Source organism: Niallia sp. HCP3S3_B10 (assembly GCF_052064465.1).
Classification (GTDB): domain Bacteria; phylum Bacillota; class Bacilli; order Bacillales; family Cytobacillaceae; genus Niallia; species Niallia hominis.
Window position 1 is genome coordinate 1 of the sequence record NZ_JBQHVO010000005.1, and the last position, 14,496, is coordinate 14,496.

Below are 14,496 nucleotides of genomic sequence, written 5' to 3' on the forward strand. Positions count from 1 at the left end.
TAAAGTCCGCTCGACTTGCATGTATTAGGCACGCCGCCAGCGTTCGTCCTGAGCCAGGATCAAACTCTCCAATAAAGAGTTGATTAGCTCATTGCTAAACTCTAGCTTTTTTGTTACTTGTTGTCATTCTATAACATTCGTTATAAAATGATTATTGTTGACGTTTGTTTGTTCAGTTTTCAAAGAGCAATAAAAAATTTGGAGCGGGTGATGGGAATCGAACCCACGACATCAGCTTGGAAGGCTGAGGTTTTACCATTAAACTACACCCGCATTATAAGGTTGATATTTATTTTTAAGCTTGATATCAATGGTCGGGAAGACAGGATTCGAACCTGCGACCCCTTGGTCCCAAACCAAGTGCTCTACCAAGCTGAGCTACTTCCCGAATATGGCGCGCCCGAAAGGAGTCGAACCCATAACCTTCTGATCCGTAGTCAGACGCTCTATCCAATTGAGCTACGGGCGCATATTTCCGAAAGCGACTTTATAATCATACAACATATTTTATCGGCTGTCAACACTTTTTTGATGCGGCCGAGAGGACTTGAACCTCCACGGGGTTGCCCCCACTAGGCCCTCAACCTAGCGCGTCTGCCATTCCGCCACGACCGCACTACAAGAGATAATTTATTGTACATTCATAAATCTTTTTCGTTTATTAGATGGTGCGGGTGAAGGGAGTCGAACCCCCACGCCTTGCGGCGCTAGATCCTAAGTCTAGTGCGTCTGCCAATTCCGCCACACCCGCTTATTCTAATATATATAATGGTGAGCCATGGAGGATTCGAACCTCCGACCCTCTGATTAAAAGTCAGATGCTCTACCGACTGAGCTAATGGCTCGTGGCTGGGCTAGCTGGATTCGAACCAACGAGTGACGGAGTCAAAGTCCGTTGCCTTACCGCTTGGCTATAGCCCAATAATAAAAATTTAAATGGCGGTCCGGACGGGACTCGAACCCGCGACCTCCTGCGTGACAGGCAGGCATTCTAACCAACTGAACTACCGGACCAAACTTTCAAAATTACAAATAACAAATGACCCGTACGGGATTCGAACCCGTGTTACCGCCGTGAAAGGGCGGTGTCTTAACCGCTTGACCAACGGGCCATAACTTTAAATTGCTTTCTGGCGGAGAAGGAGGGATTTGAACCCTCGCGCCGCTTACGCGACCTACACCCTTAGCAGGGGCGCCTCTTCAGCCTCTTGAGTACTTCCCCAAAATGGCTCCGCAGGTAGGACTCGAACCTACGACCGTTCGGTTAACAGCCGAATGCTCTACCACTGAGCTACTGCGGAATAATATTCATCGACTTGTCCAACTATCTAACGAGACAGTTGCCAGCAGTTGCATTAACAAGTTGCTCTCTTGTCGACTCTTTACATTATAAGGACATATAAATAATAAGTCAAGCACCTTTCAAAACTTTTTTCGAAAATAAAATTCCTCATTGAAAATCACTTATCAACACTAATTATTTCTTCTAATTTTAATCTTCCTCTACATTTTCCACAAACATACTTTCTTATGTCCATTCTTTTTTTCCTAGTATATTTTTGTTGACATGAAACACAAGAATAAATAAGAACTCTCTTCGATTGCCCTTTCTTCCTTTCAGCTGGTAGAGAAGAACAAAACCTAGGACCACCTACTCTTTTAAGAAGCGTCTTAAAATCAGCATCCTTATGTTGATATCCTCTGTTTAATAAATGAAGATGATAATGACATAATTCATGCTTAATAATACCTATTAACTCCTCTAATCCCAATACCTCATAATACGTTTTATTAATTTCAATATTATGAGTGTTTAATAAATACCTTCCCCCAGTAGTTCTTAATCTAAGATTAAAAGATGCTTCATGTTCAAACTTTCTTTCAAAATACTTCCAAGAAATATCCTCAACTAATCTTTGTAATTCTTCATTTGTCATTGATCCGTTTATCCCTCCTCAACAAGACAAACTATTATAGCATACAATAAACTTATACCTTACTAAATCTTATCGAATGATATAACACCGTCCAAATCAAAACATTTTCTTATCCATTATATTATAGAGAGAAGTGCGCTATTGATGGATATTTCAAGAAAGTGGAAGGAACGATTTTTCGTTCCTAACCGAGTTTAATGATTACAACAAGGAGTGAATATAATGCCTAATTGGTTACAAAACCAAATTAAAAAAGCCTTCTTTGAAAAAAACAGCTATCAAGTAAAGCTATTAAATCAATGCTGGTATTACTATTGCCGTAAAAATACTCCAAGTTAGCTATCCTTTAGTGCTCGATTATGTGTAAAAATCCTTTACTCCTAAAAATTAGGATCACCTGTATTTCCACGCTTAAAAAACAGGCGATCCTTCTTTATTATTTCTCGTCTTTTGGACTTAACATAGTAAGCGCAACTCTTCCTTTATTTTGATCTACACTGTCTACCCAAACAGTAACTACATCCCCTACACTTACTATATCAAGTGGATGCTTAACAAACTTATTGCTCAACTTAGAAATATGAACTAAACCATCTTGTTTAACTCCAATATCTACAAATGCACCAAAATCGACTACATTTCGAACCGTACCTTGTAATTCCATTCCCGTTTGTAAATCTTCTAGTTTTAATACATCTTTTCGCAATAATGGTGCAGGAAGGTCTTCCCGTGGATCTCGAGATGGACGAACCAATGCATCAATAATATCTTTTAATGTAAGTTCTCCAATATTAAGTTCTTGTGCAATATCCTTCATTTCAACTTTTGTTAGTACTTCCTTTAATTCAGGAGTGCCGATATCTTGTGACTTAAATCCTAATTTAGATAGAAGTTTCATTACTTCACCGTAATGTTCAGGATGGATGCCAGTTCGATCTAAAGGCTCTTCCCCATCTAATACGCGCAAAAAGCCGATAGCTTGCTCATATGTTTTAGCCCCTAAACGTGGTATCTTCTTTAATTGTTTGCGATTGCTGAATTTACCTTCTTCTTCTCGTTTTTTTACGATATTATTAGCAACAGCCTTGGAAAGGCCAGCAACATATTGTAGTAAAGAAGACGATGCAGTATTTACATTAACTCCAACTTGGTTAACTGCTGTTTCTACAACAAAATGTAATGATTCTGCTAATTTTTTTTGTGATACATCATGTTGATATTGACCAACACCTACAGATTTTGGATCGATTTTCACTAATTCTGCTAATGGATCTTGTAATCTCCTCGCAATAGACACTGCGCTTCTTTCTTCCACTTGAAAATCCGGGAATTCTTCTCTTGCAATTTCGGAAGCTGAATAAACACTAGCTCCAGCTTCATTTACGATTAAATAATAAATCTCTTTATTCTGCTTATTTAGCATCTCAGCAACAAATTGTTCTGTTTCTCTCGAAGCAGTACCATTCCCCACTGCAACCATTTCAATATGATAGCGATCAAGAATGCTTTGAAACTTTGCAGCTGCATCTGCTCTTTTGGACACTGGTGGATGGGGATAAATTACTCCTATTTCTAATACTTTCCCCGTTTCATCGACTACAGCTAATTTACAGCCTGTCCGATAAGCTGGGTCCACTCCGAGAACCATTTTCCCTTTAAGGGGTGGCTGTAATAATAGATTTCTAAGATTTTCCGAGAAAATATGTATTGCCTGCTCCTCAGCCTTTTCTGTTAACTCATTTCTTATTTCCCTCTCAATAGACGGCTGAATAAGACGTTTATAACCATCTTCTATTGCTTCTTTCATAATTACTGTTGCAGGAGAATACTCATTTTTTATCCACTTTTTCTCTAAGTATTCTATTATTACATCTGTTGGAGCACTGATAGCTACTTTTAAGATATCTTCTTTTTCTCCTCGATTTACAGCTAGTGTACGATGAGGAACAATTTTATTTACTGGCTCTTCATATTCATAATACATTTCATAAATATTTTTTTCGTCCTTCTCTAACTTTTTAGAGCTAGTTTGAACTTTCCCAGTAAGCATCGTCTTGTTTCTAATCCACTTTCTACTCTCTGCATCATCTGATATGCGCTCTGCTAAAATATCTTTCGCACCATTGATCACATCTTCAATTGTTAATACTTCTTTTTCTTCGGATATATATTTACAGGCTTCCTCATCCAACGATTTTTCCTTTGTCAGACTTAATAACCAGTCCGCAAAAGGTTCTAATCCTTTTTCTTTCGCAATAGTAGCTTTCGTACGGCGTTTTTGTTTATATGGACGATATAAATCTTCTACTTCCTGGAGCTTGATTGCCTTCATAATATTATTTTGCAATTCTTCTGTCAGCTTGCCTTGCTCTTCGATTAAACGTATAACTTCTTCTTTTCTTTGAGCTAGGTTTTGAATATATGTATAGCGATCGATAATATCCTTAATCTGCACTTCATCTAGTGCTCCTGTTTGTTCTTTTCTGTATCGAGCAATAAAAGGAACTGTATTCCCATCTTCTATTAGCGCAATAACACTTTTCACCTGTTTAATCGATACATTCTGTTCTTTTGCAATAATAGCTAAATAATCCTGCCCTTTTTCCTGTTCCAAAACTTTCTCCACACAACTCACGATCCTTTCTAATCCATCGAGCAATCACTAAAAAAATATAATATCCATTCTCTTTCCACACTAAAAGTTAGTCCTTCAATTTTTACCTAATTCTATTTTATCAAAAGGTCCTATGAAAGCCTATTATCAATAGAAAGGAATTTGCCTTCTTCCTTTGGCAATTCTTAATAGCTATCAAGCAAGTATCTATTTCATAAATAAAGAGAGCTACTTTCAAAAGCTTGTTGATATAACCGACAGAAAAAAATATAATAAAACAGCAAAAAAAAGCTTACTTTAAAGCAAGCTTCCCAATATAAAAGTAGAATCATCATCTGAATTATTATATTTTCCAACAATACTATCTGCTATGGAGCTAATAGGCAAATATCCTTTTAGCAAATTTTTTATTCCTTGAATATTAAATCCGTCGGAAAAAACAAGGAATTTCGCGTGATTTTCAAAGGCAAAACGTTGCGTATGATAATGTTGAGGTCTTCCTGATAAGTAACCCGTTACTGGGAGTGGATAAGTCAATTTGCCTGAAGGAGAATAAAGAAAGAATCGAATATTACCTACACAGCTATAAATAACTGTCTTGGTAGCATAGTTAATTTTGAAAACACAGACTGCCGCTCCTCTTTTCTTTATAAGAACATTGTTAGATAGTTCCATTAATTCCTCAACAGATTTCGCATGATTTTCTTTAATCATCTCGGTAACTGCAACGGATGCTTCATTTGCGTATTCGCCGCTTCCAAGACCATCTGCTAATACACAAACAAAGTATTCATCCGTTGATGTATAAAAAAAACTATCTCCACAAAGGGTTTTCCCTTTCTTGCTAGTCTGATAGGCAAGTACATGGACATTATTATCTTTCAATTCATTCATAAGATAAACTCCGAATTATTGGACTCTGCCTGTATTGCTTCTTGGAGCTTTTTTATCGCTCTTCTTTGAAGCCTAGAAACATGCATTTGAGATATCCCGAGCTTTTCTCCAGCTTCCTTCTGACTAAGATTATCCAAATATGTATATTGAATAATACTTTTTTCTCGCTCCGTTAATACATGCAACACTTTTTCTAGCACTAGTTTTTGATTTACTTTTTCAAATCCTTGATCTACATCCCCCACAATATCTAAGAGAGTAACGGTTCCCCCTTCTGAATCTGCCTCAATCGAATGGTCAACAGATAAAGCCTGATAGCTTCTGCCCATCTCCATCGCTTCTAGCACTTCTTCCTCGGATACCTCTAGATAATCAGCAATTTCATTTACCTTTGGAGAACGCTGTAAATCGGTAGTAAGCTGTTCTACCGTTTTCTTTATTTTAGGTCCAAGCTCTTTAATACGCCTTGGTACATGAACACTCCACGTTTTATCTCTTAAAAACCGTTTAATTTCGCCAATTATAGTTGGTACAGCAAAGGCCTCAAAACTCTTGCCGAAGCTTTCATCATAACGTTGAATGGCTCCTATTAATCCAATAATTCCTACTTGTGCGATATCTTCGTGAAACATTTTCCCTTTAGAATATTTCCTTGCCAGCATTTCTACTAAATCACGATAATTTAAGACAAGTGCTTCCTGGGCTTTCTCATTTTGCGTCAGTTGAAATTCTTTAATTAATTCATTTACTTCTTCCTTTGATAAATGGCGATTAGGTTGAGATTGTTTCTGCATCCCTCTCCACCTGCTCTCCTTCGAGGTATTTAGTCATGAAAACAGTTACCCCGTTATTATGGTGAATCTTTACTTCATCCATTAATGTTTCGATTAAGTATAGGCCAAGTCCCCCTTCACGAAGAAATTCTACTGACTCATCCTGTTCATACGGACCTAAATCTTTGGTCGTAGAATGAAAGTCAAAACTCTTTCCATTATCGGCGACAATAACCTCTAGTCGATCATTATATAATCGAAACCCAATCAAAACATCTCCTGCGTCCTTATTCTTATACGCATGTTGCACAGCATTTGTACATGCTTCACTAGTAGCTATCTTTAAATCTTCAATTTCGTCATAGCTAAAGCCCATTCTGCTTGCAATCCCAGATAGTGTTAAGCGAATAATGCCAACATACTCTGGTTTAGAAGGGATTTTCATTTCGATGTACTCAAAATGACTCATTTGATTCCACCTTCTATCTTACTATTTATGTCTATAATATCTGCCAATCCAGTTATTTCAAATAGCCTGATTAAACGACTAGATAGACCAATCAACTTGAATTCACCATTGTTTGCTCGGACATTCTTAAATATCCCCACAAACACGCCTAAACCAGTACTGTCCATATAGTTAACATCTGATAAATCTATTACCATTTTTATTCCTTCTTTTTCAGAAAAGGAATAAATACGCTCTCTTAATTTCGGAGCTGTATACGCATCTATTTCACCAGAAACTTTAACTTCTACATCCAATTCTTTTTCCTTTACATCTATTATGATATTCATCCCGACCCACCTTTACATGATTACGATATTGTCTTTTACCCCATCGTTTACGGAGTTAAACTTTTCTTTTTAAAATAATTAAAGTAAAATCATCACGCAAATGAAATTCTTGAATTTTTTCTAATTCCATATAAACATTTTTGACAATATCTTGTGCATCTAAATGCATATGCTTTCTTATGTATCCTAGAAGAATTTCTTTATCAATAAAGCCTTCTTTCGTTCTGCTTTCTGTTACTCCATCTGACATTAAAACAATCATATCACCTGGATAAATTTCCTTTTCAAATTGTTGATATTTTGTCTTTTTATCTACACCTAGTAATAAGCCCTTTGTTTTAAGCTCACTAAACTGTTTTGTTTTCGCTTGATAATAAAGACCTGGTTCATGACCAGCCGATGCATAGTGAAATACATGCGACAATGTATCATATGCTCCGTAAAACATCGTAATGAACATACTAGGATCTACATTCTGCTCTACTACCCTATTTAAATTTTCTAATACATTGCTTGGTTTATTCCTATTTTCTGGGAGACTGTCCATTGCATACTTAATCATCGACATGCACATAGCAGCAGGAATTCCTTTTCCAATTACATCCGCGATGGCAATATTAATGATTTGATCATCATCATGAACGAAGTGATAATAATCTCCATTCATCATTTTTGCCGGAACACTGATTGCGCCAATATCCAACCCTTCTGCTTTTGGAATATCTGTACTTAATAATGTTTGTTGGACATTTGCAGCGATTTCCATCTCACTTCTTAATTCTTGCTGAACATGGCGAAGACTTTGATGTTCTCTATAAGCAAATCCATAGCCTATCATAACCTCTAAAAGAATATCAAAAGATTTCGTTACATATTCAGGCATATCCGGATATAAATCCACTAAAATAGATTTATGTAAACTGATTATATCTTCTGGTGATATTTTTTGTTCAATCGATTTCCTACTAAACTTTTGCCCTTGATAAAGCGCTTGTTCAGATTCATCTTTAATATAGTTCACAAGAAGATCTCGATACTTAGATTCCATCATTTCTCGGAAATCCATTATCTCTCTCCCCCTTATCTTAGCCACTTCACTGCCTGAATTTCTGTCCCCTCGCCTATAGAGGTTTTGATATCAAACGCATCCATCAACCGTTTTACTCCTGGTAATCCAGCACCTAACCCACCCGAGGTAGAAAAACCATCTTGCATTACTTGTCTTATATCTTTTATTCCAGGACCACTGTCTTTAGCAATTAGCTTCAAGCCCGCTTTCCCATTATCAAAAAGCTTCTCTATACAAATTTGCCCTTGTCCAGCATATAAATAGATATTTCTTGCAAGTTCACTAATCGCAGTAGTAATACGAGCTTGATCTACAATACCGAAGCCAAGCTCTCTTGCAATATTTCTACCTAATTGCCGAGCTGCAACGATGTCCCATTCATTTACGATTTTTACACAGGATTGGTCTCCCATAGGTCAATCCTCCAATTCCTGTTGTAATTTCTCCAAACCTTTTTCTAGATCTAAGGCAGTTAAAACATCGTTCAAACTGATACCTAGCTCTACTAAGGTGATGGCAACAGCAGGCTGAATCCCTGTCAGTACCACCTTAGCCCCCATTAGCTTCGACATACCGATAACATCACCTAATACTTTGGCAATAAATGAGTCTATAAAATCAATGGATGTTAAGTCAATCACTACTCCACTTGCACTAGTTTCATGGATTTTATTTAATAAATCCTCTTGAAACTGAAGGGCTGTTTGGTCATCTAATTCCCACTGAATGGATACTAGCAAATAGTCATACAGTTTTAATATTGGTATTCTCACTCTATTCACCCAAAACCAACCAACTTTCATTTAATATATTTTTACGTACTTCCTTTTCTTTTTTAGTTCAACTAAATGGACGAAAACCAATCCAAAACAAGCATTTCTTTTATACAATTTTGCCAAACAAAATAAAACTATCTTTCATCGAAAGATAAATATCCTGTATGCTCATTTCCATTGATTTGATTGCTCGATGTTTTTAAAACAGCTTTCCTCCATTTTATCACATAAAGAGATACTTTCTATTTTCAAAAACTTATATATTGAAAAAACAAGCGGTATTTTTGAGGCCACTGAAAAAGTGAATTACCTGGTGAATCGGTAGTTACCAAACCTTTCTAACTTAGTGTAGGTTTTTGTTTTCCGAGGCTTACCGCTCGCTTTCCACGGGGCGAGCGCCGAGCCGCTTCGTCGCTACGCTCCTGCAGGGTCTCGGACTTTCTCGCTGCTCCCATAGGAGTCAAGCGTTCACCTCTCCAAACCAACTTAATATTCGCTTTCAAATAAATAAATTCTTATTTAATTTGAAAAAACTATACTTTTTCAGTGCCCTCTATTTTTGGGCATTATTTTTCGCTTGATAATTAACTAATCCTATATGTATATAGGTTTTGACTTTTCTATATTCCCTATCTGATTATATTTAAAACCTTTAATTAAGAAATATTTTATCCTTTTAGAGAATTACGCTTCCTTTCCAATAAAAAATAACCTCCTACAATACGAAGGGGGTTACATTCTTATACATAACAGAACAAAAAACGCTATAAAAAAAAGCGCTCCAAACGAGCGCATTCTATCATTAAAATTCAATGAGACCTAAACTAATCTGTAGAGCTTCATCGACTTTTTCCATCATTTCCTCATCGAGATGAGTAATTTTGTCCGTTAGCCTCTGTTTATCTATCGTACGAATTTGTTCTAAAAGAATTACTGAATCTCTTTCAAAACCATATCGCTTCGCATCAATTTCCACATGAGTCGGCAATTTAGCCTTTTGAATTTGAGCTGTAATTGCTGCAATAATGACTGTGGGACTGAACCGATTCCCGATGTCGTTTTGAATGACAAGTACAGGACGGACGCCGCCTTGCTCTGAACCAACAACTGGGGATAGGTCTGCAAAATAAACGTCACCACGTTTGACAATCAAAGGATTACCCTCCGCTTACAAGACGTTCTACTGTATGCTCTGCCTCGTATTCTGCGAGAAAGCTTTCTGATGCAATGGATAAATTTAATTTAGCCATCTCCATATATCCTCGTCTCATCGATTCGCGGATATGTCTCTTTTTACGTTCGCGAAGATACATTTTCGTTGCTTGATAAATAAATTCACTACGATTTACATTTTCCTGCTTAACGAAGCCGTCCAATTCAGTTAACAAATGCTTTGGTAATTTTATCATGATCTCTGTCGTTGCGCTGGATTCAGACACAAAGATACACCTCCACCATCACTACACACCATTTTTAGCTCTGCTTTTTTTAATCATACCACTAATAACTGTTTCTGCAAAGTCCATTCAGCAATTCTACTGTATTATCCACCAAAAATTATCCCTTTTATGCATCAAAGAATGGAAAAAGCGAAAAATATTCTCAAAACAAAGAGGGGATTTACCATATTTTTCATCTATTATTATTTCTAGCTGGTATATGTGACCATAATTAATGTATTCATTTCTTTGATCATCCATTACTTTTATTTTCAGCCCAATGTTGAATTATTCTTTTACAATTCTCGCCAAAAATAAATCCTGCTATACTTTTCAGTTATAATCCGTTACTCCATCTCACTAATTAAGGGATTTACCGTTTCTTCAAAAACACCATTTTTTTTATATATACGGGGGACTCTTGCGGAAATCATACATGTGACCTCATAATTGATTGTGTCTAATTTAGTAGCAATTTCATTAACAGAGATTTCTTCATCCTTTTGCTTCCCAATTAACGTTATTTGCGTACCTGGTTCTAAATAGTACGGAAGCCTTACCATACATTGATCCATACAAATTCTCCCGACAATCGGCACTCTCTTTCCTTCTACGAGAACCTCTTGACCTTGCAATTTCCGCAACCACCCGTCTGCATAGCCAATCGGCAAAGTACCAATCCATTCCTCTTTTTCTGCCTCATATGTGGCACCATAGCTTACCCTATCGCCCTTGTTTAATTTTTTCACTTGGACCAATTTTGTGCGCAAGGAAAAAGCTTCTTTTAAGGAATAAGGCAAATCAGACTCAATCTCAAGAGATGGCGTCAATCCATACATGGAAATCCCCATACGAATAGCATTGTATTGTAAATCAGGATACAAAAGACTCGCGGCACTATTACTACAATGAACGATTGCTGGCAGCTTTGAAAATGCAGCAAGTAGTTCCTTAAAACGCTGGATTTGTTTCTCAAAGTAAATAGAATTTTTTTCATCTGCTGTTGCGAAATGAGTGAAAACTCCTTCCACCACAATATTCGGATGATTTGCCAGCAACTCTTCCACCTGCTGAATCTCTTGTTCCTTTCTCAGCCCAATTCTACCCATGCCTGTATCTAATTTTAAATGAATCGCCACGTGCGCATCTTTATTTAAAAATTGGATAGCATCTTCCAACCAATCGATATGATAAACCGTTAAAGTCACCTTATATTTTATAGCTATCGCTACATCGCGCGGTCTGCTTGCTCCAAGAACAAGTATGGGTGCAGTAATACCATTTTTTCTTAAATGAATCGCTTCATCTAAAAAGGCAACAGCTAAACAGTCTGCACCTGACAGCAATGCTTCTTTGGAAATTTGCAGAGCCCCATGACCATATCCATTTGCTTTCACTACTGCTATTATTTTATTATCAGCATGTACTCTTTTTCTTAATTCCCTAACATTATATGCAATCGCATCAAGATCAATTTCCACCCATGTATCTCGATAAAAGGTATCTTCTTGAATCAAAATCCTCACACGTCCTTCATGAAATAACAAACTTGTATCCTAAATTATTCTACTGTTTTTATCGCTTGTCAATTCCAATCCTTATATGTTTGTATGTATTGTTTCATTTATACATCAAAAAAACAGCTTCTATTATAGAAGCTGCTCAAAATTGTTTATTTAATCGCTTCTCCTTGAACGGAGCGCGCAACGGTAACTAATTCATCTCGAGTTAGGTCACTTGATGCAATTGTATAATCAACGCCTTCAAACGTCCATGATACTTTTGAATCCGTAACTTCCCCAATAGTAAAGCCTAAATCCACTGGATCTCCCTTACTAACAATTGGTCCTGCTGTAGCTGGTGCTACCTCTGCTTTTTCCTGAATAATGGTATAGGACACTACCCCATCGTAGGTTAAAATAACACGATTTCCGTTTTCCGTAGCCATTTTCTTTTCTTCTACCAAGCTAACTCCTTCTAACGGCTCTTCAGGATATTTCACAGCAAATTCTTTATCTTCTATTTCTCCCATTACCGGGATTACCATCTTAGCTGCTGTCATACTTTTTTGTAAATCAAAATCCTTTTTATCAAAGGAAACGTCAAACTTTACATTCGAGAACTTAACCGTAACAAGCGCTACTCCCTCTACATCCTTAACCTTCACACTCACAGGAGAAAGATCTTTTTTACTAAAAGCAATTTCCTGTGTTGGAAGCATTTTGTTATTCTGATAGCGTGTTTTCGTTTCAAATACATAATACTTATCTGTAGCAGAAAATTTCACATCTTTATCTTCTTCAATATCTTTTACTAAAGACTCATAGAGATATGCCTGACTACTATTTTCTGGCCACTCGCTTTGAAACTTAAAGCTTTTGTTTAAAGCCGGAGTTAAAACATACACACCTTCTTCATTTTTTAAGATCATTTGACTCTGATTCTTTGCCGAATTCTTTAGATTTACTCGATAAAAATCTGGGTCCTTATGCCAGACTTCCACTTCGTATGTTTGCGGCTCTGTCCCCATTTTGAGAGTCATTTCGGCGTCTGCTTTATACCCCTTTGTCTCGACCTTTTCTTTTAAATCAGTCAGAACATCTTCTTTCGATTTTGTTCCACAGGCAGTTAACAAAAGCATGACCGTTAGCCCTACAAATAGCAACCAAATCTTCTTGTTCATTTTTTCAACTCCCCTATTTTCATTTCACGTAGAAAGAGAGAAAAATAAGCAAACAGCATTTCTATTAAAAAATTCCATACCCTTATCCTTGTGAATTTTCTATTAGAAACCGAAAACCCATACTTGTCTCTCCTATTTCTCTATGAATATATGAGACAACCTTCGGGAATATGCTACTTGGAATAATATCTCTTTTCATTGTCATTTCGTTTATGGAAATGACAATCTAGTGGGAATCAATAAACTTTTCATAAAAAAAAGGAAAAAGGCGAAACACCTCTTTTCCTTATTCTTCAATAATTACTTGTGCGAAGGCATATTGTTTACTATGGGTAATAGATAAATGAACACCTTGAGAAAATGGCTTTAAAATGCATGGCTTTCCATGGGGATCATAGCTAATCTCCACATCTAAAAAACTTAGGCTTCCTCCTATCCCTGTTCCTAATGCTTTTGAAAAAGCTTCTTTCGCTGCGAATCTCCCTGCTAGAAACTCACTTCTACGATGACCTGACAGCAGCTCATATCTTTCCATTTCCATATCGGTAAGTATCCGCTTTGCAAAATTCGGCTTTCTTTGCATCAAAGTTTCTATTCTTTCTATTTCCGTAATATCTATTCCTGTCCCTTTTATCATAAGACAACTCCTTCTATTCCATTATTTATACGCATAATATATTGTATCTTTTCCTATTGTTTGGCTATTATTGTAGAAAGAAGCTTTATTAGGAGGTATCAAATACGGTTGTTTACCAGAAGAGAAAACTTTAGAGAGTATATTTCGTATTATCCAGTCGTATCTGCAATCCTGCTCATTCACCTAGTCCTATTTTTGTTAACAAATTTGCCCATCTTCCCAAACAAACATCTGTTAGATTTAATGATAGGTGTCAATCTATATATTGTAGAAGGGGAATGGTGGCGATTAATTACTCCTATATTTATTCACGGAGGATTTGCTCATCTTTTATTTAACAGTTTTAGTATTTTTTTATTTGGTCCTGCATTAGAAAGAATCCTTGGCAAATTTAAATTTCTCTTTATTTACTTAATTACCGGTATTGCAGCAAATATTATAACACTCCTGATTGAACCTCTTACTTATGTACATTTAGGTTCTAGTGGGGCAATTTTCGGCTTATTTGGCTATTATATTAGTCTAGTCGTTTTTCGAAAAGATATCATTTCTCAAAGTAATGCACAAATTATTACTACCATCGCTGTTCTTAGTTTAATCATGACATTTTTACAGCCAAACATAAATATTGTTGCCCATATTTTTGGCTTTCTAACTGGTCTAATCATTGGAAGCTTGTCTGAATCAAAGGGAAAGAAGATTATTTCCAGCTATAAAGAGGAATGGTACTATTTAAAACAGCAGCTTCGGCACACAAAAAAACCTGAAGGAAAATCCATTATTATTTGGATCATTATCTTCGGCCTTGCCATTATTGGCTTGCTTAGTCAATAAACGATAACATCACTAGCTTATTACAAAAGAAGGCTGCCTTTA

16 protein-coding genes, 11 tRNA genes and 1 rRNA gene are annotated in these 14,496 nt (G+C 36.5%); 2 read left to right on the forward strand and 26 right to left on the reverse strand.

Going from position 1 to position 14,496, the window contains the following annotated elements:
- The 13 genes from ACTNDN_RS04255 to ACTNDN_RS04315 all read right to left on the reverse strand — a co-directional run.
- A 16S ribosomal RNA gene (locus tag ACTNDN_RS04255) occupies window positions 1–75 on the reverse strand; the annotation flags it as partial.
- 124 nt (window positions 76–199) lie between these two features.
- Window positions 200–273 (reverse strand) — tRNA-Gly (locus tag ACTNDN_RS04260).
- A gap of 38 nt (window positions 274–311) precedes the next feature.
- Window positions 312–388, reverse strand: a tRNA-Pro gene (locus tag ACTNDN_RS04265).
- Window positions 389–392: 4 nt separating this feature from the next.
- Window positions 393–469 (reverse strand) — tRNA-Arg (locus ACTNDN_RS04270).
- Between the two features lie 63 nt (window positions 470–532).
- Window positions 533–615, reverse strand: a tRNA-Leu gene (locus tag ACTNDN_RS04275).
- 51 nt (window positions 616–666) lie between these two features.
- Window positions 667–751 (reverse strand) — tRNA-Leu (locus ACTNDN_RS04280).
- A gap of 18 nt (window positions 752–769) precedes the next feature.
- A tRNA-Lys gene (locus ACTNDN_RS04285) sits at window positions 770–845 on the reverse strand.
- Window position 846: 1 nt separating this feature from the next.
- Window positions 847–921 (reverse strand) — tRNA-Gln (locus ACTNDN_RS04290).
- A 16-nt stretch (window positions 922–937) separates the two neighbouring features.
- Window positions 938–1,014 (reverse strand) — tRNA-Asp (locus ACTNDN_RS04295).
- 26 nt (window positions 1,015–1,040) lie between these two features.
- A tRNA-Glu gene (locus ACTNDN_RS04300) sits at window positions 1,041–1,112 on the reverse strand.
- 19 nt (window positions 1,113–1,131) lie between these two features.
- Window positions 1,132–1,222, reverse strand: a tRNA-Ser gene (locus ACTNDN_RS04305).
- 4 nt (window positions 1,223–1,226) lie between these two features.
- Window positions 1,227–1,301 (reverse strand) — tRNA-Asn (locus tag ACTNDN_RS04310).
- A 159-nt stretch (window positions 1,302–1,460) separates the two neighbouring features.
- The gene (locus ACTNDN_RS04315; protein ID WP_031540176.1) at window positions 1,461–1,937 is read right to left on the reverse strand and encodes a SprT family protein; all 477 of its coding nucleotides are present in this window, start codon (window positions 1,935–1,937) and stop codon (window positions 1,461–1,463) included.
- 222 nt (window positions 1,938–2,159) lie between these two features.
- On the opposite strand from ACTNDN_RS04315, the gene cmpA reads away from it, so the two are divergent.
- On the forward strand, window positions 2,160–2,276 hold the full coding sequence (cmpA, locus tag ACTNDN_RS04320) for a cortex morphogenetic protein CmpA (protein ID WP_109767903.1): 117 nt from the start codon (window positions 2,160–2,162) through the stop codon (window positions 2,274–2,276).
- Between the two features lie 97 nt (window positions 2,277–2,373).
- On the opposite strand, the gene ACTNDN_RS04325 is transcribed toward cmpA, so the two are convergent.
- The 13 genes from ACTNDN_RS04325 to acpS form a co-directional block, all read right to left on the reverse strand.
- Complete coding sequence (locus tag ACTNDN_RS04325) at window positions 2,374–4,563, reverse strand: Tex family protein (protein ID WP_031540175.1); 2,190 nt, start codon at window positions 4,561–4,563, stop codon at window positions 2,374–2,376.
- Between the two features lie 285 nt (window positions 4,564–4,848).
- Window positions 4,849–5,445 carry a PP2C family serine/threonine-protein phosphatase gene (locus ACTNDN_RS04330; protein ID WP_251627847.1) on the reverse strand — a complete coding sequence of 199 codons (597 nt, stop codon included), beginning with the start codon at window positions 5,443–5,445 and terminating at the stop codon, window positions 4,849–4,851.
- Window positions 5,442–6,239: an RNA polymerase sigma factor SigB gene (gene sigB, locus ACTNDN_RS04335; RefSeq protein ID WP_031540173.1), complete on the reverse strand. Its 798-nt coding sequence runs from the start codon at window positions 6,237–6,239 to the stop codon at window positions 5,442–5,444. Before sigB ends, ACTNDN_RS04330 begins: the two co-directional genes overlap by 4 nt.
- Complete coding sequence (gene rsbW / locus ACTNDN_RS04340; RefSeq protein WP_031540172.1) at window positions 6,217–6,687, reverse strand: anti-sigma B factor RsbW; 471 nt, start codon at window positions 6,685–6,687, stop codon at window positions 6,217–6,219. The genes sigB and rsbW overlap by 23 nt, the downstream gene beginning before the upstream one ends.
- Window positions 6,684–7,016, reverse strand: coding sequence for an anti-sigma factor antagonist (locus ACTNDN_RS04345; protein WP_031540171.1), 333 nt, complete (start codon window positions 7,014–7,016; stop codon window positions 6,684–6,686). Before ACTNDN_RS04345 ends, rsbW begins: the two co-directional genes overlap by 4 nt.
- A gap of 55 nt (window positions 7,017–7,071) precedes the next feature.
- Entirely contained in the window at window positions 7,072–8,082 is a 1,011-nt protein-coding gene (locus ACTNDN_RS04350; protein WP_031540170.1) for a PP2C family protein-serine/threonine phosphatase, read from the reverse strand.
- Window positions 8,083–8,096: 14 nt separating this feature from the next.
- Window positions 8,097–8,498, reverse strand: coding sequence for an anti-sigma regulatory factor (locus ACTNDN_RS04355; protein WP_031540169.1), 402 nt, complete (start codon window positions 8,496–8,498; stop codon window positions 8,097–8,099).
- Window positions 8,499–8,501: 3 nt separating this feature from the next.
- Window positions 8,502–8,858, reverse strand: coding sequence for an STAS domain-containing protein (locus tag ACTNDN_RS04360; RefSeq protein WP_031540168.1), 357 nt, complete (start codon window positions 8,856–8,858; stop codon window positions 8,502–8,504).
- Between the two features lie 805 nt (window positions 8,859–9,663).
- Window positions 9,664–10,014, reverse strand: coding sequence for a type II toxin-antitoxin system endoribonuclease NdoA (gene ndoA, locus ACTNDN_RS04365; protein WP_016201246.1), 351 nt, complete (start codon window positions 10,012–10,014; stop codon window positions 9,664–9,666).
- 4 nt (window positions 10,015–10,018) lie between these two features.
- Window positions 10,019–10,300 carry a CopG family ribbon-helix-helix protein gene (locus tag ACTNDN_RS04370; RefSeq protein ID WP_016201247.1) on the reverse strand — a complete coding sequence of 94 codons (282 nt, stop codon included), beginning with the start codon at window positions 10,298–10,300 and terminating at the stop codon, window positions 10,019–10,021.
- A gap of 347 nt (window positions 10,301–10,647) precedes the next feature.
- On the reverse strand, window positions 10,648–11,817 hold the full coding sequence (alr, locus tag ACTNDN_RS04375; protein WP_031536299.1) for an alanine racemase: 1,170 nt from the start codon (window positions 11,815–11,817) through the stop codon (window positions 10,648–10,650).
- Window positions 11,818–11,972: 155 nt separating this feature from the next.
- Window positions 11,973–12,983 carry a LolA family protein gene (locus ACTNDN_RS04380; protein ID WP_031536298.1) on the reverse strand — a complete coding sequence of 337 codons (1,011 nt, stop codon included), beginning with the start codon at window positions 12,981–12,983 and terminating at the stop codon, window positions 11,973–11,975.
- Window positions 12,984–13,269: 286 nt separating this feature from the next.
- Entirely contained in the window at window positions 13,270–13,620 is a 351-nt protein-coding gene (gene acpS / locus ACTNDN_RS04385) for a holo-ACP synthase (RefSeq protein WP_031536297.1), read from the reverse strand.
- Window positions 13,621–13,728: 108 nt separating this feature from the next.
- Between acpS and ACTNDN_RS04390 the strand changes: the two genes are divergently transcribed.
- Window positions 13,729–14,454, forward strand: coding sequence for a rhomboid family intramembrane serine protease (locus ACTNDN_RS04390; RefSeq protein ID WP_031536296.1), 726 nt, complete (start codon window positions 13,729–13,731; stop codon window positions 14,452–14,454).
- The last annotated feature ends 42 nt before the right edge of the window (window positions 14,455–14,496 follow it).